The organism is Ruegeria sp. CDSB086, from assembly GCF_059611065.1.
On the sequence record NZ_JBXWOV010000001.1, the window covers coordinates 275,971 to 297,360 of the forward strand.

Genomic DNA, 21,390 nt, shown 5'->3' on the forward strand with positions numbered 1-21,390 from the left:
CAACGAACGCAATGCGGCGATACTGTCAGGCGCAGGGAGGTCTGGCAAGAAAACTCTTACCAAGTTCACCTTTTAGGAGAACTACTTAGGGGGGTTATTGGCACACGCGAAGGTCGGTCTTCCACGCCTGACACCTCTTGCTTAGGCGGTCCGTCAGAGGACGGTCGGTGTAGAACGTGTCGATCTCAGCCAATGAGGTGATACGCGCGGGGGCTGCACGCTGAAACTTTGAATGATCGGCCACAAGAAAGGTGCGCCGTGTCTGGGCCAGAATCGTCTGGCTCACTTGGACTTCTTGAAAATCAAAATCCAATAGGTCGCCATCGGCATCAAGTGCCGAGCAGCCGATGACCGCATAGTCGAACTTGAAGTGCCGGATGGTCGCGACTGTCAGGTTACCCACCAACCCGCCATCCGACCTGCGCAGGACACCGCCCGCGACGACGATTTCGCAATCCGCGTTCTCTGCCAAAATATTGGCGACATTCATGTTGTTGGTGACGACCATCAAGTCCTTGTGGTTCACCAATTGGCGCGCAACCGCCTCGGTCGAAGTACCGATGTTCATGAAAACCGACGCGCCGTCCGGGATGTCTCGGGCGCAGGCCAAGGCAATACGCGCTTTGGCCTCATCGTTCAGGGCGCGGCGATCCTCATAGCCAATATTGGAAACGCCCGAGCGAATGACGGCCCCGCCGTGAACCCGGTCCAGTTTCCCCAGATCCGCCAGCTCAGACAGATCGCGGCGAATGGTCTGAACCGTGACCCCAAACTGAGCGGCCAGGTCATCCACCATCACACGGCCATCCTGTCTGGCGATGTTCAGGATGTCTGACTGACGAAAGGAAAGGGACATGATCGGCTCCGAAACGGTGTGGGTTCGTTTTTGTTCTAGTTTCGAAGGGTTTCCAAGAGATCTGTTTGGCCACACTTTTGAAACACTTCGATTTGTGGTGATAAAGCGAAAAAAAACGAAAGTAAACATTGACGAAACGCGCGTTCATCGGGTTAATGACCCCGGTTTTTCAAACAAAGAGAATCATCCGGACATGGAACGGCACACGGACAAGGTCACGGACCTTTTCATCATTGGTGGTGGGATTAACGGGTGCGGAATAGCGCGCGATGCGGCCGGGCGCGGATTGTCCGTGACATTGGCCGAGATGAACGATCTTGCTTCGGCGACGTCTTCGGCCTCGACCAAGCTGTTTCATGGCGGCCTGCGGTATCTGGAGTATTTCGAATTCCGTCTGGTGCGCGAGGCGTTGATCGAGCGTGAAACACTACTGCGGGCGATGCCGCATATCAGCTGGCCGATGCGGTTTGTATTGCCGTATCACAAGGATATGCGGTTCGATTCTGAAACGCCGACCTCGCGACTTCTCAGCACAGTAATGCCTTGGATGAAGGGACGGCGCCCGGCGTGGCTGATCCGTCTGGGTCTGTTTATGTATGACCATCTGGGGGGGCGCAAAATCCTGCCGGGGACAAGCTCACTGGATCTGCAAAGCGCGCCGGAAGGCGGGCCGTTGCAGAACAAGTTTCACACAGCCTACGAGTATTCCGATTGCTGGATCGAGGATTCACGGTTGGTTGTGCTGAATGCCCGCGATGCCGAGGCACGCGGGGCGAATATCCTGGTACGGACCGAAGTTCTGGCGGCCAAACGCGTCGATGATCTGTGGGAGATCACCATCCGCGATAAGCAGAGCGGCGAAACGCGGATGGTGCAGGCCAAAATGCTGATCAACGCGGGTGGCCCCTGGGTTGGGGACATCATCCAGACCAAGATCCACATCAACTCTCGTGAAGGTGTGCGGCTGGTGCGCGGCAGCCATATCGTGACGCCAAAGCTCTATGATCACGACAAGTGCTATTTCTTCCAAGGCGGGGACGGGCGTATCATCTTCGCCATTCCGTATGAGCGCGATTTTACGCTGATCGGCACAACGGACCAGGATCACCCAGACCCGGCAGAGCCCCCGATCTGTACGGAGACCGAGCAGGACTATCTGTGCGCATTTGCATCGAAGTATTTCCAGAAACCGGTTACACGCGATGACATCGTGTGGACCTATTCTGGTGTGCGTCCGTTGTATGACGACGGGGCCAGCAGCGCCACTGCGGCGACGCGGGATTATACCCTGAAAGTTGACGCGCAGGGTGGGGCGCCTGTGCTGAATGTGTTTGGTGGCAAGATCACCACCTATCGGCGTCTCGCCGAGAGTGCGATGGACAAAGTGTCCGAGCATTTCCCCGATCTTCCCGGCCCCTGGACTGCAGGCGTTTCGCTTCCGGGCGGTGATTTTCCGGTTGGTGGCGTACCGGATTTGGTCGAGGCACTGTTGGCCGACTACCCGTTTCTGGACCGTGTCTGGGCGCAACGTCTGGTTCGCGCCTATGGCACTGAGGCCAAGACAATTTTGGGCGACGCCAAGTCCGTTACGGATCTGGGCGAGGACTTCGGCGCGACGCTAACCGCGCGGGAACTGGCGTGGCTGATGGACAAGGAATATGCGCGAACGGCCGAAGATGTTGTCTGGCGCAGAAACAAGATGGGTCTGCGGTTAAGTGCCGAGCAGATCGCTGGCATTCAAGGTTGGATGGATCGCAAAACCGAACCCGTCGCAGTAAACGCCTGACCAAAAACGTAAAAAGCCCCGCCAGTTTGGCGGGGCTGTTGTTTTGGGTCACGCGGCCTCTTCTGATGGGCCCGGATCGTCTTTGGTTCCCTTGATCCATTCCCGCATCCCCTGCAGCAGGGCGTAAAGGACCGGCACTAGGATCACGCCGACCAGAGTGGCTGCCAGCATCCCGCCGAACACGGCGACACCGATGGCTTTCTGGCTGGCGGCACCCGCGCCGCTGGCCGCCAGAAGCGGCACAACACCCAACAGGAAGGACAGGGCCGTCATCATCACCGCACGGAAACGCTGAAAGGCGGCCTCGGCTGCGGCGTCTTTGACCGACAATCCCTTGGCACGTTGCTCCATCGCGAATTCAACGATCAGGATGCCGTTCTTCGAGGCCAACCCCACAAGCATGATCATCCCGATCTGCGTATAGAGGTTGATGTCGCTGCCCACGATAGCCACGGCCGCCACCGCCCCGAACAAGGCGACGATCACCGATAGCAGGATCGACACAGGCAAGGTCCAACTCTCGTATTGCCCCACAAGGAATAGGTATCCGAACAGGATCGCCAGACCGAGGATGATCACTACCAAACCGCCGGTCGCCAATTGCTGTTGCGCGGTCCCGGTCCATTCAAAGGCATAGCCCGGGGGTAGGGCGGTCGTGGATTCCTCGGTCATTACATTGATCGCGTCACCAGTGGATAACCCAGGCGCCGGAACTGCCGTTACTGTCGCCGAACGGAACAGGTTGTGACGTTTCAGCAGGACCGGACCCAGTACGTTTTCGACATCAATGAGCGTACCCAGAGGCACCATCTCACCCTTGGTCGAGCGCACATACAGGTTGGAGATATCGTCGACATTATCACGATAAGAACCGTCGGCCTGGATCATCACGCGATACACGCGCCCGAACAGGTTGAAGTCGTTCACATAGTATGACCCCAACTGCGCCTGCATCGTCTGGAACACCTCGGCCACGGACACTTGCAGCGTCTTGGCCTTTTCGCGGTCCAGATCCACAAACAACTGAGGAACGTTGGCCCGGAAGGTGGTATAAGCCTGACCGATTTCTGGTCGTTGGTTGGCCGAATAGACGAATGAACCAACTGCAGACGCCAGATCCTGAGGCGTACCGCCTCCGGTCTGCTGCACCTCCATCTCCACACCTGCCGAGTTGCCCAGACCCTGAATGGGGGGGGGGTTGAACGCGATTATCGATGCGGCAGTTTCACCATAGGCAATCGCCAGAACTTTCTGCAGGATCGCATCAGCGCTCAGATCATCTTCTTTTCGTTCATCCCAGTTGTCGAGGTTCACAAAGATCGCGGCGCCGTTTGTCGTTGTGCCGTTCAGGATCGAGAACCCGTTGATCAGAACTGTGCTTGCGACGCCGGGGATCTGTTGGATCTGTGCGTCGACACGTGCAGTGACCGTTTCGGTCCGTTCCAACGTTGCGGCGTCTGGCAGTTGCACATCCACGAACAGATATCCGTTGTCTTCCAGCGGAAGGAAACCACTCGAAGTGTTGGACATGATCGTGCCTGTGCCCATGGCCAGCGCTACGATGATGCCCAGACCGATGATCGGCAGGATCAGCAATTTGCGTACGATGGCGACATAGCCACTGCGAACGCTACCGATGAAGTTTTCGAACACCGCCAACAACCCTTTTGGCGGGCCGGACCGTGCTTGCAACACCAGACCGCACAACGCAGGAGACAGTGTCAACGCGTTGATTGACGAGATCACCACAGCGGTCGAGATTGTCACAGCGAACTGCGAATAAAGCCGTCCCGAGATGCCGGGCATAAAGGTGACTGGTACGAACACCGCCAACAGAACCAACGTGGTTGCTATAACCGGACCGGTGATCTGCCCCATCGCCTTGCGCGTTGCCTCAGCCGGTGGAAGCCCTTCGTCGGCGATGATCCGTTCGACGTTTTCGACCACAACGATCGCGTCATCCACAACGATCCCGATGGCCAGCACCAGCGCGAACAAAGAGATCGTGTTCAGCGACATACCGAAAAGCAGCAAGAACGCGAATGTCCCGATCAACGACACGGGGATCGCAACCGCCGGAATGATCGTCGCGCGCCAGCTTCCAAGGAAGACAAACACCACCGAGATCACAAGGATGAAGGTCAGGATCAGGGTCGAGACCACGTCATTCAGCGACTGTTTGACAAAGTCTGTGGTGTTGAAAGGTACGGCGTATTCCACATCCGTCGGGAAGGTTCGGGACAATCGCTCAAGCTCGGCCTCGACACGGTCCGACACGGCCAGCGCATTCGCGCCAGGGGCCTGATAAATGCCGATTACCGTGGCCGGGACACTGTCGAAATAGCCCGAAGCCGCATAATATTCTGCACCCAGCTCGACCCGCGCGATGTCCTTGACCCGTACGATTGAACCGGCATCCCCGGTTCGGATGACAATGTCGCCGAACTCTGCGGCCGAGGTCAGGCGGCCCTTGGTTTTGATCGTGTATTGAAAGGTCTGCCCTTCCGGGACCGGAGGAGCGCCGATGGAACCGGCCGAAACTTCGACGTTTTGTTCCTGAATTGCATTGATCACGTCACCGGGTGTGATGGACAAAGCAGCCATCTGATCCGGGTCCATCCAGATCCGCATGGCGTATTCCAGATTGGTTAGAACGTCGGCTTTACCCACACCCTGAACACGCGCCAGCGCGTCTTTCAGGTTGATCGAAGCATAGTTGGACAGAAAGACACTGTCATAAGTCTCATTCGGCGAGGTCAGCGTCACCAGCAACAGCATGTTGGTGGATGCTTTTTGAGTAACCACGCCAGATGAGGTCACTTCGGCAGGCAGGGACGACATGGCCTGAGCCACGCGGTTCTGCACGTTGACTGAGGCGATGTCCGGGTCGGTGCCCACTTCGAATGTGACGTTGAGCGAATAGGATCCGTTATCTGCCGAGGTCGACGTCATGTAGATCATGTCGTCCACACCGTTGACCTGCGCCTCGATCGGTGCGGCGACTGTGTTTTCAACGGTTTCGGCGTTGGCGCCGGTATAGGTGGTCGTCACGCTGACCACCGGTGGCGTAATGTCCGGGAACTGTGCGACCGGCAGAACCAAATAGCCGATGCCGCCCATGATCGTTAGGACCAGCGAAATAACTAGGGCCAGCTTGGGCCGGCTAATGAACAGGGCTGAGAACATCCGTTATTCTCCCGGCTGTTCAGAGGCGACGACGGCATCCACCGCGACGCCCGGACGAACCCGCTGCAGGCCCTCAACGATCACGCTTTCACCTTCGCGCAGACCATCTGTCACAATAATCGCTGTCCCAACCACGTCGCCGGTTGTGATGTAGCGCTGTTCGACCATCTGCTTGTCATTCACCACCAGCACGAACTCACCGCGCTGATCGCGTTGCAATGCGGCCTGAGGGACCAGCACCTGAAGGGTCGGTTCCAATGCCTCGATTTGAACACTCAGGAATTGGCCGTCGATGATAAACCGATCGGTGTTAGGGAACTCAGCGCGGACGGTGATCGCACCTGTCAGAGGGTCGATGCGGTTGTCCACAAAAACAATCTCACCTGTTTCGTCGAGCTTGGTTCCGTTGGGCAGGGTCAGGTGTACATTCGGGCTTTTGTTGCTTTCAGCCAGTGAAGCTGCGCTCTCTCCAACCTGTTCGAGGACCGAGGTAAATTGTTTTTCGTTTAACGAGAAATTTACATAAATCGGAGCTTCGCTTACCAGGTTGACGAGCGGAGGATTTGTCGGCCCCACAACGTCGCCTACGCTGGTTTCCACACGTCCAATCCGCCCGTCAAACGGCGCGTGGATCTCGGTATAACTCAGGTCCAACTCTGCTTGTTGGATGGCAGCGTGAGCGGCCTTGACCTCGGCCTCGGCGACCAGTTCATTGGCGCGGGCGATGTCACGCTCGGACTCCGGGGTGGCATCGCGTTTGTACAGCTCTTCTTTTCGGGCCAGATCGACCTTGGCAAGCTCCAGATTGGCCTCCGCCCGGTCCAGATCGGCTTTCCGGGCCTCCAGGGTCGCCTCATACAGATCGGGTTCGATGGTGAACAATAGGTCGTCTTTTTTGATAAGCGCACCGTCTTCCACATCCTGAGTTTCAAGAAAGCCGTTCACGCGGGCGACAATATCCACCTTGTTAATGGCCTCGGCGCGCCCGATGAACACGGCCTCATCGGTAATTTCTTCGGTATAGGCCGCTGCAATCGACACTTTCGGCGGCGGCGCGTCGCTTTGATCCTGGGCCAGCGCCGTGAACGAGGCGCCCAAACTAGTCAGTGCCGCGATGGCCAAGACCGGACCTCTGTGTCGGAAAAAGGAATTCTTTAATGCAAGGGACATGGCGGGCGCCTCATTAGACCTAAGGATATTGCGCCGGGGCGGCTCTGTTGCCTCGACGAGTCGTGCTGATTTCTTGGCAGGATGGCCGTTTTGGAACTTTATCTCAAGCTTCTTGAATGCGTCAGCCGGGTGGTGCGCCCGGAAATTATTCCGGTTTCAAGCGGACTTACGCCAAGATCCTATGGAGTTTTGGCGCCCAAACCCGGTTTTTGCCCCATTTCAAATGAAAACGGAGGCCAAATGGCCTCCGTAACTATGGTGTTGTGATCCAAAATCTCAGTCGCGCTGCCCCGCGAACCTGGATTGCCAGTCTTCGCGTTGTTCGTCCGTGATCTTGGCGAACAGAACGTCCGGCACCGTGAACGCGTGACCGGCGGGCAGGGCGTCCAGCGCGGCCGCAACATCGTCGGGCCAACTGGTGTCCAAAGTGTTCATTGCGCTTAGCATCTTGGCCGAGGCTTCAGGGATGAACGGTGCGCTGAGTACGGCGTAGAGGCGGATCAGATTCAGGCCCAGACGCACCTGAGCGGCGGCCTGTTCAGGGTCTTCCTTGAAGGTCGACCACGGGGCGGCAGCCTGCAGGTATTCGTTGCCCGCAACCCAGATCGCTCGCAATTCCTGCGCGGATTTGCGAACCTCCATCGCCTCCATATGCGCTTCATACGCGCGGACTCGTTTGGACAGCTCATCAATCAGCGCTTGCTCGCGGTCGCCATAAGCGCCACCTTCAGGAACTGCCTCACCAAACTTAGAGCGGCAAAACTTTGTAATGCGGCTGACAAAGTTACCCAGAACATCCGCGAGGTCCTTGTTCACCGACTGCTGGAAGTTCTCCCACGTGAATTCGCTGTCGCTGCTTTCGGGCGCATGGCTCAGCAACCACCAGCGCCAGTAATCGGCCGGCAGGATTTCCAGCGCCTGATCCATGAACACACCACGGCCCTGGCTGGTCGAGAACTGACCACCATCGTAGTTCAGGTAATTGAACGACTTGATGTAGTCGACAAGCTTCCAACGTTCGGATGACCCAGATTCTTCGTTGTAAGTGTTGGTGCCCAAAATCGTTGCCGGGAAGGAAAGGGTGTGGAAGGGCACATTGTCCTTGCCCATGAACTGGACATAACGGACATCATCCGCTCCTTTGTCGGTGCGCCACCAGCGCTCCCAGTCGGCCTCGGTCCTGCCGTTGGCATTCGCCCATTCCTTGGCACAGGCGATATACTCGATCGGCGCGTCGAACCAGACGTAGAAGACTTTGCCCTCCATGCCGGGCCAGTCCTGATCGCCCTTCTTGACCGGTACACCCCAGTCCAGATCGCGGGTGATGCCGCGGTCTTGCAGGCCGTCACCGTCATGCAGCCACTTCTTGGCAATCGAGGTGGTCAGGATCGGCCAATCTTTCTTGCTGTCGATCCACGCGTCCAATTGGTCCTTCATCGCTGATTGACGCAGGTACAGGTGCTTGGTCTCGCGCACCTCCAGATCGGTCGATCCGGAAATGGCCGAACGCGGCTCGATCAGGTCGGTCGGGTCCAGCTGTTTGGTGCAGTTTTCACACTGGTCGCCCCGCGCGCGCTCATAACCGCAGTTGGGACAGGTACCTTCAATGTAGCGGTCAGGAAGAAAGCGGCCATCGGCGTTGGAATAGACCTGTTTTTCGCTGACTTCGCGGATCAGCCCAGAATCGTCCAACTTCCCGGCAAAATGTTGGGTCAGCGTCTTGTTCTGTTCGCTGGACGAGCGGCCAAAATGATCAAAGCTCATTCCAAAACGCTTGGCGATGTCGGCCTGCACCTCGTACATATCCGCACAATACTCGGCCACTGGCTTGCCCGCTTTCGCTGCGGCCAGCTCGGCAGGTGTGCCGTGTTCGTCCGTGGCGCAAAGGAACATGACCTCGTTCCCCCGGCCACGCAGGTAGCGCGCGTACAGATCAGCCGGCAATTGCGAGCCGATCAGGTTACCGAGGTGCTTGATCCCGTTGATGTAAGGGATCGCTGAGGTGATGAGAATCCGAGCCATGTTCCGTTTCCGCGTAACTGTCTGCGCGCCCGTCTACATTATGTAACCGGCCAGCAAAACCCCGGCTTTGGTTCGGACGTCATTTTAGGCACGGGTCGCCGGGAAAATCGGCCTGAGTTGCAGCCTTGGATTGCATCGTATTCTCCGCATGCAATACCTCAGAGTTGTAAATTAGAATCACAAACTCTTGAATTTCCGCAATGACTTCCCATCTATCATGTATACCACAGTATACAATAACGAGGGCAAACAACTGATGTTCGACTTTCTGCTTGAGGGTGCATTTGTACCCTTCACTTTGGCGCTTGCGCTTCTGTTCGGCCTGCTTGTGCTGGAACTGATCGCATTGGTCCTGGGTGGAAGCCTTATGGCGGGCGAGGGCGATGTCGATCTGGATGTTGTGGATGCCCCCGATCTGGATGTCGGTGATTTCGGTCTGGATATTGATGCCGACATGGATCTGGGCGATTTCGAATTGGCCGAGATCGAGGCAGACGCGCCAGGCGCGGTCTCTGCGGGACCTTTAGCGTGGCTGGGGATCGGCAAAGTACCGTTCATGATCTGGCTGGTGGTTCTGCTGGCAGGCTTCGGTTTGTCCGGTATGGGCCTGCAACTGACGCTGCGCGACCTGTTAGGCTTTGACCTTCCGCCTTGGATGGCCGCGATTTCCGCCGGTGCCTTTGGCCTGTGGTTTGCACGTGGCTTTGGCGGCATCTTTGCTCGTCTGCTGCCCAAGACCGAAACCGAGGCGATGTCGGAGCGCCTGCTCGCCCGTCGCCGCGGCGTGATCACCCAAGGCACCGCTTCGCGCGGACGCCCCGCCGAGGTGCGCGTCATGGATCGATTTGGCAATACCCACTACCTGCGCGCCGAGCCGTTGCAGGACAAGGACACGCTTGAGCAGGGCACCGATGTGCTTGTGCTGCGCGACCGACGGCGCGACCGGTTCGTTCTGGTCGGCATGTCTGAATAACCAAAATTTCTAACCCCATCACGGAGGATTTTGCATGGAACTCACATTCCTAGCCGTCACAGTTGTGACCATTCTGGCAGTAGTTTTGTTTATCGGCCTTGTGCTTGGCCGTCTTTACCGCCGCGCGACCCGAGAGATCAGCCTGGTGAAAACCGGTGCTGGCGGTAAGAAAGTCATAATGGATGGTGGCGTCATCGTCGTGCCGTTGCTGCACGAAGTCAGCCCCGTCAACATGAAAACCCTGCGTCTTGAGGTTCAGCGCAGCGGCGAGGCTGCTCTGATCACCAAAGACCGGATGCGTGTCGATGTGGGCGTCGAGTTCTACGTCTCGGTCATGGCGACAGAAGAGGGCATCGCACGTGCTGCGCAAACCCTTGGCGACCGGACGTTCGACGTCGAACAGTTGCGGGAAATGATCGAAGGCAAATTGATCGACGGTCTGCGCGCTGTTGCGGCCCAGATGACGATGGACGGTCTGCACGAAAACCGCGCTGACTTTGTGCAAGAGGTGCAGAATGCGGTGTCCGAAGACCTTCTAAAGAACGGTCTGTCCCTGGAATCTGTTTCGCTGACTGCATTGGACCAGACGCCGTTTGAGGCGCTGGACGAGAACAACGCCTTTAACGCTGTGGGTATGCGCAAATTGGCCGAGGTGATTGCCACCTCAAAGAAAGAGCGTGCGCAGATTGATGCCGATGCCGAGGTCGAAGTGCGCCGTGCAGCGATGGAAGCTCAGCGTCAGAAGCTGTTGATCGAAAAGGACGAAGAGCAGGCGCGCATCGAGCAGACGCAGCAGATCGAAACGCTGCGCGTGGCGCAAGAGGCCGAGGTTGCAGCCCGGACCGAAGACTCGGTACGCGAAACGGAACGCGCACGGATCGGCCGTGAAGAAGCCATTCGCGCCGCAGACATCGAGCGTGAGCGTAAAATCCGCGAAGCCGAGATCTCGAAAGAGCGTGAACTGGAAGTCGCCGAGCAAGAGCGCCAGATCATCATCGCGCAGAAATCCGAAGAGGAAAGCCGCGCCCGTGCATCTGCAGATCTTGCCCGTGCCGAGGCAACCAAAGCGACCGAAGCCGTGGCGACCGCGCAGAAGGTGGCCGAGGCCGAGCGTATCAAGCAGATCGCACTGATCGAAGCCACACGTGAGGCCGAGCGTCAGGCAACCGCGATCCGACTGGCTGCGCAAGCTGACAAAGAGGCCGCTGCTGACCGCGCCGAAGCCCGCCGTGAAGAGGCGCAGGCCGAAGCGGACGCTCTGAACATTCGGGCTGAGGCCAAGAAGAACGACATGCTGGCCGAAGCCGAAGGTAAGCGTGCGATCGTCGAAGCAGACAACGTTCTGTCAGTGGATCAGATCCGCATGAAGGTTGATCTTGCGCGGATCGAAACCATGCCGTCGATCATCGCGGAAATGGTCAAACCGGCTGAGAAGATCGACTCGATCAAGATCCATCAGGTTGGCGGTATCGGTGGCACCAATGGCGGCGGCGCATCGAACGGTGACAAGCCGGTCGTCAATCAGGCTCTGGACTCGATTATGGGTATGGCCGTGCAGATGCCGGCGCTTAAGAAGCTGGGTGAAGAACTGGGCCTGTCGATGGAAAACGGTGTCGGGGGTGTCGTCAACGGTGCGCTTGAATCGACGGTTGAACCTGCCGAAGAAGGCGGCGTGATCGAAGAAGGATCGCGGACAGAACACTAATCGAAAGGGGCCGGGGTTTTCCCGGCCCTTTTTTATTGCCTTTCACGCGACCGTTTCAGCAAACGACCAATCGTGAACGACGTGCGTGGCGCGTAGACATAGTTGGTTCGCTCTTCCGGTGTCGGGCGTGAGCGCATTCGGGCCAGGCCAAAGATGATCAGGAAAACATGGCCGACCGCTACAAATGCAAACAGGGCTCCGGGTCCGAACTGCTGAATCAATGTCGAAGAGATATAGGGTGAGGCTATCGCACCCAAAGCGAACCAGAACATCAGCGCCGCGGATAGCTCGACCCGTTCTTCTGCCGTTGCGAAGTCGTTCGCATGGGCAGAAGAGACTGAGAAGATCGGGAAGGTTGTCAGGCCAAAGAAAACAGCGGCCAGCATGACGCCCACCGTTCCCGTTCCGCTGGCCGCCATTGTGACACCGCTGCTGACGACCGCAGCAACGGACAGCCAGATCAGCACCCAACGCCTGTCATATTTGTCGGCCAGCCAGCCAACTGGGTACTGCGCCAGTGCGCCACCCAATACGAATGACGCCAGGAAGAATGCGATTTGGTCAACGTCCAACCCGACTTCCTGACCGTAAACTGGGCCGACCATTCGGAAGGATGCAGAGCTGAGCGCAGCGACGATTACCCCTGCAACGGCCAGAGGCGAACTGCGCCAGGCCAATTTGGGTCTCAACCGAGGGGCGTCGGGTGTTTTTGGCTGACTGGCCCGTGTCAACGTCAACGGTAACAGGGACGCGCAGCACAGGATCGCCAGCAAGTTGTAGGACACGTATGAAGCAGGCGGCAAAACCGCGATGATCAACTGCGCACACAAAGACGCGCCCATATCCGCAATGCGATAGGTCCCCATGGCGCGGCCGCGCGTTTCGTTTGTGACTTTGGCATTCAGCCATGCTTCGATCACCGTATAGGCCCCGGCGACACAGGTTCCAGACGCGACCCGAAGGGCTGCCCAGATGTACGGGTTTTCGGTCAACGTATGCCCAATAAGACCCATAGCGCCCAAGGCCGTACAGACTGCGAAGGCCCGCGAATGACCGACGCTGCCCATTAGGCGGGGGGCCCACCAGCAGCCAATGAAGAAGCCAAGAAAGTGCGCCGAACCCAACATACCGATTTGTCCGGTTGAGAACCCAAGCGTGATACCCGAGATCGCATCCAAAGGACCAACGCCGCCCGTTGAGAGCTGCAGAAGAATGACGGAAAGAAACAGGGCGGCAAAAGAAATGATCGTTCGCATAGTGCGCCCAGCATTACCCCATCAGCGAGCGTTGCGCGTGATAATTCGACCTCTGCGCGTCGTTTTTTGTCCTTTGGGTGTCAGGCCTTGCGGGTCAACTCGGCCCGGATGTTCAAAGACACGGTATCGGCGACCAGATCAGGATAACCAGAGGCGCCGAACTCGTGGCGGTTCAACGCGCCCGACAGTCGAATTGACAAAGCGTTCAGGTCATCAGCCTCAGTTCCGGGTTCGCGGTACAGATTGGCTTGCAGGGTCACAGGGCGCGTGACCCCACGCACCGTCAGGTCTCCGGTGATAGTTGCGCCTTCGGAAATGCGGCCGGTGGGGCCAAGCTGTATCCGGGTGGATTTGAACGTAATGCTCGGAAATTCCTGCGCGTTTAGCACGCTTTTGCTTAGCATCGGGCCGCGGGCAAAGGGCAGCCGGGTGCGCGCCGCGGCTACATTCAGCACGACGGTGACACGGCTGTTTTGCAACTGATCCGTGTCGACTCGAATATCTGCCGATTGGATCGGCATCGTGCCTGACTGCGCAACCCCCGAGAGCATGAATGAAAAACCGACGGACGTCCCGGCTCGAGACAATTCATATTGGACCAACGCAGCATGAGTGGGCCGCGCCAACGGAATACTCGCCAGACCCGCAATCAGAAAGCGCCGCGTCAATGATCTCATGCCAAAACCTCTTGTTTGTGGGGGCGCGAGCGTCTGAGCAGAAACAGCAGAATTCCGATGTTCAGGCCATTCCATAGAATGCCGTTCACGAAGGCCAGTTGGTAATTACCGGTCACGTCGTAAATCCAGCCGGACATCCATCCCCCCAGCGCCATGCCCATGATCGTCATCATCATGACAAACCCCACACGCGCGCCGGCTTCTCGCGGGGGCATATATTCGCGCACGACAAGGGCATAGCCGGGAACGATGCCGCCTTGTGACAGGCCAAAAAGCAGGCTGATCAGGTAGAGTGAGACCATCCCGTCATAGGGAAGGAACAGAAACAGCGCGAGGCATTGCAGGACCGAGCCGATCAGAACCGTCAGAACGCCGCCCAGTTGATCGGCGACCATGCCTGATATTACTCGGCTGATCACACCTCCGAACAGCATCAGGGACAACATCTCGGCGCCGACTGTGGGTCCGTAACCCAGACCGACGCAATAGGACACGATATGCACCTGAGGCATCGACATCGCGACACAGCACGAAATACCGGCCAGACCGAGGATGTATTGAAGTGTCCGGGGGGAAATGCCAACGCTGCGCGCCTTGATTTGTGCGGCCGACGCGGCGGTGCTGTGCGCCTCGGCCGGGACCTGTCGACGCAACAGTAGGGATAGGGGAATGACGACAAGCAGCGTTATGACGGCCAGCGTCAGGTAGACCTGCTGCCAGCCGTCGCGCGCGAGTATACCGGACAGCAATGTCGGCCAGATGGCCCCAGACAGATAGTTTCCGCTTGCCACCAGACCCACAGCGATCCCGCGCCGTTTCATGAACCAGTGCGAGATGTCGGCGATCAATGGTCCAAAGCCGATGGATGCCCCGAGGCCCAACAGAAGATGTGCGACCGACAACATCACAATATTGGGCGCCAGTGTCGCCAGCAGATAGCTGGTCGCGCTGAGGATTGCGGCCCCGATTAGGGCTTTGGTCACGCCCAGCCGATCCACCAATTGCCCCATCCAAAAATTGCCAAGGGCGAACCCGATCATGGCCAATGTGTAAGGCATCGCGGCCTCGGCACGTCCGGCGTTGAATTGGGTTTCGATGGCAGGCATCACAACGATGACGGCCCACATTCCCACATTGGCCACGGTTGCGATGATCAAAGTGATCGCAAGTCGCAGCCAGGAGTATCGGCTATCGTGGATCGCGTGGCTCATCCTGAAACGCTAGGGCTCGGCCTGTGCTTTGGCCAGTCACAAACCCCGTGAGGGGCGCGTGATCACACGGGTGTGTCTTCTGTAGCGATCTGTTGCAGGTGCAGACCGGCGCGCGGTTTGGTCTGCGTGGCATGCCAGCTGACCGGGGGCAGGGCGCGGGCGCGGCGGCGGGTCAGGGTCCAGCGCCGGGCCTCCCCCTGATGGTTTGCGGCCATGTGCCAGCGCGTCTCTACCCCCTGTGCACCACCGTCGCCGGGGGTCAGCAGCACCCCAAGCGGGGCACGCCCCATCGCACCACCCTGTTCTGCGGCCAGATGCATGCGCCGCACTGGCGTCAGCCCCGGCGCGCCCGGCAGATCACCGACAACCAAAGGCATGGCCGCGCTGCGCAGGGCCTCTTCTACGCACCACAGCAGATCTTCGGACCGGGTCGGGCGCACAAAGATGAACCGGGCGGGATCGGTAAAGGCCATCATGCCATCAGGGTTAAGCTGGCCGGGCTCCCATGCGGGCGCGATCCACAGCACCGGCCCCTGCATCTGCCCCGCCAGCCACATGGCAAAGCTGCGCCGGGCGGGGCCGCAGGCCTCGTGTACGCGGGCCAGTTGCAGTCTGATCTGCGGATGAAGATCTATCCCCGGCACCTCACGTGCGGGTTTGCGGCCAAGAAGATGTGTAGACATGCTGTCAGGCTAGCATGTTCTCACTTTGTTCTCAATTGTGGAATTGCGGCAACGGATGCCTTAACGCGACAAAAGCAGGCGGCCATTGGCGAACTGGATATTCGAGAACCGATGCAGGTAATCCATACCCAGCAAGGATTTGTCCAATTCCCCTTCATTCACCCAGGCCGAGATATTCTGGTCCGTGATTGGCCCCAATGCCAGCGTGTCAAGACGCACTGGCGCGGTCCGCACAACTCCATTGGCCGTGTTTGCCCGGCCGAAATAATTCAACTGATCGGGATCAATGCCAACACGTTCGGCGTCCCGCGAGCTTAAGACAATCTGGCTTGCGCCGGTGTCCACCAGAAAGGTGATCGGTTCTCCGTTCACATCAATGGGCAGATAATAGTGCCCGTCGGAGGCGCGCGGAACCTCTATGGTCTGGCCGGTGACAGTCATTTGCGGGGCAGGGCCAACAGTGGTGCGGATGTCTTCCCACAGGCCGACAACGGCAATGACACCGATAAAGATAAAGACCCACGCCAAAGCCTGCTGCAGCGTTTTGTTCAGAGACTGGCGGTTTTGTGCGACAAACCACGCCACAACGGCCGTACCAAGCACGGCCAGATATACCAAACGTCCAATGTTGTCGCCGTCCATAGCGCTCCTCTCCATATTCTCTGAAAGATATATGGGGTTTTACGACGCAAAACCAAAGGCCTTGAGGCCGTCCAGGATGAATTGAACCGACAACGCCGCCAGCAGCATCCCCAACAGCCGCGTCAATACGTTCAGGCCGGTTTTGCCCAGCAAACGCGCAATCAAGCCGCCGGACAGGAAGAAGGTCAAAACCACAGCCATGACGGCCAGCATGACGATACAGGCCTCGACAATGCCAAGAATGCCCGGGTGCTGTCCGGCCAGCAGGATAATCGTCGCAATTGATCCGGGACCGGCGACCAGCGGAATGGCCAGCGGGAACACGGACGGGTCGTGGTGTTCCTCTTCTTCCTCGACCCGGTCTTCACGGCGTTTGGTGCGGCGTTCGAACAGCATGTCCAATGCTGTAAGGAACAACAGCGCGCCCCCGGCGACCTTGAAGGCCTCCATCGAGATACCGACAAAACCCAGCACCGCTTCGCCAAAGGCGGCAAAGGCAATGAGTATGCCAGAGGCAACGGCACAGGTGCGATAGGCCGTCCGGCGACGGGCGCGGGCGTCCATGTCCTGAGTTAAAGCCACAAAAATCGGCGCGGTGCCAAAGGGGTCAATCACCACGAACAGGGTGGTGAAGGCAGTGATGAAAAAGGCGAGGTCGATCATTTGCCGGCACCTTGTTGGAGGTCTAACAGAACGGCCACAGCTTTTTCCGCCAGATTGCTTGGAACATAGACGTGGTCGTGGTGATACCCCGCGACCATGTTTGCCGGAATTCTACTTTGGGCAAGAGCATCGGACACAGCGGCAGTCAAGCCAACGCCTTCCAGTGAGGAATGAACCCGCAAGGTGATGCACTTCATACTGATGGCGCCAGCGGGTGCTGCGTCGATGGGCACGATAAGGGACAGACCTTCGGCCTCCATGCAACTGGCCCGCGTTCCGTCGGGCCAGGCTTTGTCATGCGGCCAAACGACAAAGGCAAATTCTGCGTCCTGAAGTTCAGGGCGCATGCCTGCGATCATGGCTGTCGTTTCGATTACCGGTTTCGTCATGTCGCTTCGGCCTTTTCCAGGCGTTCGGCTGCGACGACCCAAAGCGCCTCGGCCTTTTGCATGGCTTCGACCACTTCGGCAAATTTCCGGTTCCACGTTGCAAGATCGTTTTTCCTGTCGTCCTCGTAAAGCGCAGGATCTGCCAGTTTGGCCGACAGTTTATCATGCATATCCGTTAACTTCTCGATCCGGTCCTCGCATTTGCGAAGGTCCGCCCGCAGGTTCAGCACTGCCTCGCGCGAGGGGCGCTTGGGCTTGATCACTTGCGGTTTCTCTTTGGCCGGTTTGTCGCGTCCCAGCAGCATCGTGCGATAGGTCTCGAGATCTCCCTCGAAGGGTTTGACCGTTCCGTCCGAGACCAGCCACAGATGGTCCGCGACCAGCGACAATAGGTGCATATCGTGGCTGACCAGAACCACCGCACCGGAATAGGCGGTCAACGCTTCGACCAGCGCCTCACGGCTTTCGATATCCAGGTGGTTGGTCGGCTCGTCCAGGATCAACATATGCGGCGCGTCGATGGTGGCGATCAGCAGCGACAGGCGTGCCTTCTGGCCGCCCGATAGACGACCAACCTTGGTTTCAGCCTGATCCGCGTTCAGCCCGAACCCCGCCAGACGCGACCGCCACTTGCCCGGCGCCTCGCTCGGGCGCAGGCGTCGCAGATGGTCCAGCGGCGTTTCGTCCACATAAAGCTCATCCACCTGATGCTGCGCAAAATAACCAATCCGCAGCTTGTTGCTGCGGGTCATCTTGCCCGCCATCAAAGGCAGGCGGTCGGACAGCAGCTTGGACAGGGTCGACTTGCCCTGACCGTTCTTGCCCAGCAGCGCGATCCGGTCATCCTGGTCAATACGCAGGTTCAAGCGGCGCAGCACCTCGGTTTCACCATAGCCCGTCACGCCGCCTTCAATCTGAATGATCGGCGGGGACAGCTCTTCTGGCTCTGGGAAGGAGAATGCGCGCAGTGCGGCCTCTTGAGGGGTTGAAACCAGTTGAATGCGCTCGATCATTTTCAAGCGTGACTGGGCCTGAACCGCCTTGGATGCCTTGTAGCGGAAGCGATCCACGAAACTCTGCAGATGGGCGATCCGGGCCTTGGCTTTCACGTTCTCGGATTCCGCCTGTGCCAGCCGTTCAGCGCGGCGTTCGGCGAATTTGTCATAAGGAACCGCGTAATAGGTCAGTTTGCGGTCTTCCAAATGCAGAATCGACCCCACCGCGCGGTTTAGCAACCCGCGGTCGTGACTGATGATGATGACGGTGTGCGGATATTTGGCCAAATAGCTTTCCAGCCACAGCGCACCTTCGAGGTCCAGGTAGTTCGTCGGTTCGTCCAGCAACAGCAGATCGGGCTGAGAAAACAGCACCGCCGCCAACGCCACACGCATCCGCCAGCCGCCCGAGAAGTCGGAGCAGGGACGCAACTGGTCGTCATCATCAAACCCAAGACCTTTGAGGATCGAGGCGGCGCGTGCTTCGGCGGACCAGGCGTCGATATCTACCAGGCGGGTCTGGATTTCGGCGATACGTGTGGGATCGGTCGCGGTGTCGGCCTCGTCCATCAGCGCGCTGCGCTCGGTATCGGCGGCCAGAACCGTGTTGATCAGCGACACATCCGAGGAGGGCACCTCTTGCGCCACTCCGCCAATCCGGGCGCGCTTTGGGACATTGATATTGCCTGACTCCAGCGCCAATTCGCCCCGGATCAGTCGGAACAGGGTTGTCTTCCCCGTACCGTTCCGTCCCACAAGGCCAACCTTGTGGCCGTCGGGAATAGTCGCACTGGCCCCATCGAAAAGGGGGCGGCCTTCAACCGCGTAGGTTATGTCTTGAATCCGTAGCATGACGCGCTCTTAGCAGAGCCTTGGTGCCGCCGCCAGCAGCTTGATATGTTCAATATCCAGGCAATGTGTTAGCGCTGATCCGGTTGGCATTACTCGACGGTTTTCATCATGCGCGCGGCTCGGACGCCTCCTTCTTTGGTCACTTTGATCTTCGCCACGGCGTTGTCGGTGCTGTCGTTGAACATGTTCCTGCCGTCGCTTGCGGGGATGGCCGAGGGATTTCAGGTCGACTACGGACTTATTAACCTGTCAGTCGCCGGGTATTTGGCGGTGTCCGCCGTGTTGCAATTGATCATGGGGCCGTTGTCCGACCGATATGGTCGCAGACCGATCCTGTTGATTTGTATGGTATTTTTCACAGTGGCCTCCGTTGGCTGCGTATTGGCCGAGTCGATCTGGATATTTCTCGGTTTCCGTCTGCTTCAAGCAGCGGTGGTGGCCGGACCCGTGCTGTCCAGCGCCTCAATCCGGGATCTCTATGCCCCGAACGAGGCCGCCAGCAAACTGGGCTATGTTGCGATGGCAATGGCTTTAGCACCGATGCTTGGCCCAATGCTGGGCGGCGCACTGGATATGCTGTTCGGTTGGCGAGCCGGGTTCATATTGTACTCGGTCCTGGGGGCGGGGATGCTGGTGCTCTTGTGGGCGGACATGGGTGAGACAAATGCAAACCGATCCGCAACATTCTCGGCTCAGTTAAAGGAATACCCACACCTGTTTCGCGCGCGTCGGTTCTGGGGTTACGCGCTGTGCGCGGCATTCTCGATCGGCGGGTTCTTCAGCTTTATCACCGGTGCGCCACTGGTCGCCGCGGTCTGGTTCGACCTGAGCCCTGCCATGCTGGGTCTGGGGATCGGAATTATTACCGGCGGCTTCATGGTGGGCAATTTCATCACCGGGCGTATCGCAGCACACACGAAGCTGACGACGATGATCCTGATCGGTCGGGTCGTTGCCTCTATTGGGCCTTTCTGCGGGTTGCTGCTGTTCACAGCAGGTCTGGGTTCAGTCTGGGTATTCTTCGGATCGGCCATTTGCGTGGGCTTCGGTAACGGGCTGACGAATGCGAACGCCTCGGCCGGGGTAATGTCCGTGAGACCCAATCTGGCGGGCAGCGCCGCGGGGCTTTCCGGGGCACTAATCGTGGCGTTGGGCGCAGTTCTGACCTTGATGACCGGCGCGTTTGTTAGCCCTGAAAATGGGCCCTTTCTGGTGTTGGGCATGATGTTCGCCAGCAGCTTTGTCGGATTGCTTGCGGTGCTTTACGTTCGCCGGATCGACGCGTCAGAGCCCTTGCCGGACACAATCTGATCGCCAAGACCCACTGGCGCAATCATTCCACTTTTCATGAGGCACATACCGTGTTAGGCGGCGCGCGATGGATTTCGGCGCGTACCTCGCGCCATATAGTAAGGAGAGGCCGATATGGCACTGGAACGCACATTCTCGATCATCAAACCTGATGCAACCCGTCGCAACCTGACTGGCAAGATCAACGCCAAGTTCGAAGACGCTGGCCTGCGCATCGTTGCGCAAAAGCGCATTCACATGACCAAAGCTCAGGCTGGCAAGTTCTACGACGTACACGCCGAGCGTCCGTTCTATGACGAACTGTGCGAATTCATGTCCTCCGAGCCGGTTATCGTTCAGGTTCTGGAAGGCGAAGGCGCCATTGCAAAGAACCGCGAAGTCATGGGCGCAACCAACCCCGCAGACGCAGCACCCGGCACCATCCGCGCCGAGTTTGCTGAATCAGTTGGCGAAAACTCGGTCCACGGTTCGGACGCGCCTGAAACTGCTGCCGTTGAAATCGCGTACTTCTTCTCGGGCATCGAACTGGTCGGCTAATCCGCCGTCAGACGAAGTTCAGGGCCGTATCCCATTGGGGGTGCGGCCTTTTTCGTTTCAGACCTGTTTAAGATCTTTCGGCGCGACCCGTATGCCAATTGCATCCAGATCAGAAATCATCTGGGTTTCGGGGGCGGTGCTGACGCTGGATTTTATCGCGTCGAACTTTTCGCGCAGCGCCTTCTTTTCCTCACCCTTGCAGTCGTTCCAGGGGCGCCCCTGCAATCCCATCACCAATACATAATAGCCGATGAAATGCGGCCGGGTGCCTGCCTGCAATAGCCGTGCATAGGCTTCGTCCGGCCCCAAATCGCGCAATTCCTGCGCAGACTGAATGCCTGCGCGTGCGCAGGATTGCTCAAAGGCCGGGCCGAGATTGCGGATCGATGAAACAGGATCAGACATACCCCTGTCTTAGCCAAATGCCCGGACAGAGTCATTCGGTTGTTCGAGCAAAATCAGATGTTTTGGTCATT

The 21,390-nt window shown here is 58.3% G+C and carries 18 protein-coding genes; 5 read left to right on the top strand and 13 right to left on the bottom strand.

Features of this window, described 5'->3' with window-relative positions; translation table 11 throughout:
- Positions 1 to 94: 94 nt before the first annotated feature.
- Positions 95 to 856 (bottom strand): DeoR/GlpR family DNA-binding transcription regulator, encoded by a 762-nt coding sequence (locus tag AC2FIO_RS01355; RefSeq protein WP_496695178.1) that lies wholly within the window; start codon positions 854 to 856, stop codon positions 95 to 97.
- A gap of 193 nt (positions 857 to 1,049) precedes the next feature.
- On the opposite strand from AC2FIO_RS01355, the gene glpD reads away from it, so the two are divergent.
- A complete protein-coding gene (gene glpD, locus AC2FIO_RS01360) occupies positions 1,050 to 2,642 on the top strand; it encodes a glycerol-3-phosphate dehydrogenase (protein WP_496695180.1) in 1,593 nt (530 codons plus the stop codon).
- Positions 2,643 to 2,690: 48 nt separating this feature from the next.
- Here the strand turns inward: glpD and AC2FIO_RS01365 are convergent, their stop codons facing one another.
- From AC2FIO_RS01365 to metG, 3 genes are all read right to left on the bottom strand, one after another.
- Positions 2,691 to 5,828, bottom strand: coding sequence for an efflux RND transporter permease subunit (locus tag AC2FIO_RS01365; RefSeq protein ID WP_282118640.1), 3,138 nt, complete (start codon positions 5,826 to 5,828; stop codon positions 2,691 to 2,693).
- A 3-nt stretch (positions 5,829 to 5,831) separates the two neighbouring features.
- Entirely contained in the window at positions 5,832 to 6,998 is a 1,167-nt protein-coding gene (locus tag AC2FIO_RS01370) for an efflux RND transporter periplasmic adaptor subunit (protein ID WP_496695182.1), read from the bottom strand.
- A 276-nt stretch (positions 6,999 to 7,274) separates the two neighbouring features.
- Positions 7,275 to 9,020, bottom strand: a complete 1,746-nt coding sequence (metG, locus tag AC2FIO_RS01375) for a methionine--tRNA ligase (protein ID WP_496695184.1) — start codon at positions 9,018 to 9,020, stop codon at positions 7,275 to 7,277.
- 217 nt (positions 9,021 to 9,237) lie between these two features.
- Here metG and AC2FIO_RS01380 point away from each other — a divergent pair, with 217 nt between their 5' ends.
- Positions 9,238 to 9,993, top strand: coding sequence for an OB-fold-containig protein (locus tag AC2FIO_RS01380; protein ID WP_496695186.1), 756 nt, complete (start codon positions 9,238 to 9,240; stop codon positions 9,991 to 9,993).
- A 34-nt stretch (positions 9,994 to 10,027) separates the two neighbouring features.
- Positions 10,028 to 11,698, top strand: a complete 1,671-nt coding sequence (locus AC2FIO_RS01385) for a flotillin family protein (protein ID WP_058273807.1) — start codon at positions 10,028 to 10,030, stop codon at positions 11,696 to 11,698.
- Positions 11,699 to 11,730: 32 nt separating this feature from the next.
- Here AC2FIO_RS01385 and AC2FIO_RS01390 read toward each other — a convergent pair whose 3' ends face one another.
- From AC2FIO_RS01390 to AC2FIO_RS01425, 8 genes are all read right to left on the bottom strand, one after another.
- Positions 11,731 to 12,954: an MFS transporter gene (locus AC2FIO_RS01390; protein WP_282151027.1), complete on the bottom strand. Its 1,224-nt coding sequence runs from the start codon at positions 12,952 to 12,954 to the stop codon at positions 11,731 to 11,733.
- A gap of 80 nt (positions 12,955 to 13,034) precedes the next feature.
- Positions 13,035 to 13,631, bottom strand: coding sequence for a YceI family protein (locus AC2FIO_RS01395; protein ID WP_282151028.1), 597 nt, complete (start codon positions 13,629 to 13,631; stop codon positions 13,035 to 13,037).
- Positions 13,628 to 14,842: an MFS transporter gene (locus AC2FIO_RS01400; protein WP_282168469.1), complete on the bottom strand. Its 1,215-nt coding sequence runs from the start codon at positions 14,840 to 14,842 to the stop codon at positions 13,628 to 13,630. Before AC2FIO_RS01400 ends, AC2FIO_RS01395 begins: the two co-directional genes overlap by 4 nt.
- Before the next feature lie 62 nt (positions 14,843 to 14,904).
- Positions 14,905 to 15,525, bottom strand: coding sequence for an ImuA family protein (locus AC2FIO_RS01405; RefSeq protein WP_282168468.1), 621 nt, complete (start codon positions 15,523 to 15,525; stop codon positions 14,905 to 14,907).
- 60 nt (positions 15,526 to 15,585) lie between these two features.
- Positions 15,586 to 16,167 (bottom strand): retropepsin-like aspartic protease family protein, encoded by a 582-nt coding sequence (locus AC2FIO_RS01410; protein ID WP_058273802.1) that lies wholly within the window; start codon positions 16,165 to 16,167, stop codon positions 15,586 to 15,588.
- Positions 16,168 to 16,206: 39 nt separating this feature from the next.
- Positions 16,207 to 16,830, bottom strand: coding sequence for a MarC family protein (locus AC2FIO_RS01415; protein WP_058273801.1), 624 nt, complete (start codon positions 16,828 to 16,830; stop codon positions 16,207 to 16,209).
- Positions 16,827 to 17,219, bottom strand: coding sequence for an ACT domain-containing protein (locus tag AC2FIO_RS01420; RefSeq protein WP_282168467.1), 393 nt, complete (start codon positions 17,217 to 17,219; stop codon positions 16,827 to 16,829). Before AC2FIO_RS01420 ends, AC2FIO_RS01415 begins: the two co-directional genes overlap by 4 nt.
- On the bottom strand, positions 17,216 to 19,066 hold the full coding sequence (locus AC2FIO_RS01425; RefSeq protein WP_282168466.1) for an ABC-F family ATP-binding cassette domain-containing protein: 1,851 nt from the start codon (positions 19,064 to 19,066) through the stop codon (positions 17,216 to 17,218). The genes AC2FIO_RS01420 and AC2FIO_RS01425 overlap by 4 nt, the downstream gene beginning before the upstream one ends.
- A 108-nt stretch (positions 19,067 to 19,174) precedes the next feature.
- Here AC2FIO_RS01425 and AC2FIO_RS01430 point away from each other — a divergent pair, with 108 nt between their 5' ends.
- Positions 19,175 to 20,377 (top strand): multidrug effflux MFS transporter, encoded by a 1,203-nt coding sequence (locus tag AC2FIO_RS01430; RefSeq protein WP_496695192.1) that lies wholly within the window; start codon positions 19,175 to 19,177, stop codon positions 20,375 to 20,377.
- Between the two features lie 114 nt (positions 20,378 to 20,491).
- A complete protein-coding gene (ndk, locus tag AC2FIO_RS01435; protein ID WP_058273797.1) occupies positions 20,492 to 20,914 on the top strand; it encodes a nucleoside-diphosphate kinase in 423 nt (140 codons plus the stop codon).
- 57 nt (positions 20,915 to 20,971) lie between these two features.
- On the opposite strand, the gene AC2FIO_RS01440 is transcribed toward ndk, so the two are convergent.
- On the bottom strand, positions 20,972 to 21,319 hold the full coding sequence (locus tag AC2FIO_RS01440; RefSeq protein ID WP_496695194.1) for a TfoX/Sxy family protein: 348 nt from the start codon (positions 21,317 to 21,319) through the stop codon (positions 20,972 to 20,974).
- Positions 21,320 to 21,390 lie beyond the last annotated feature (71 nt).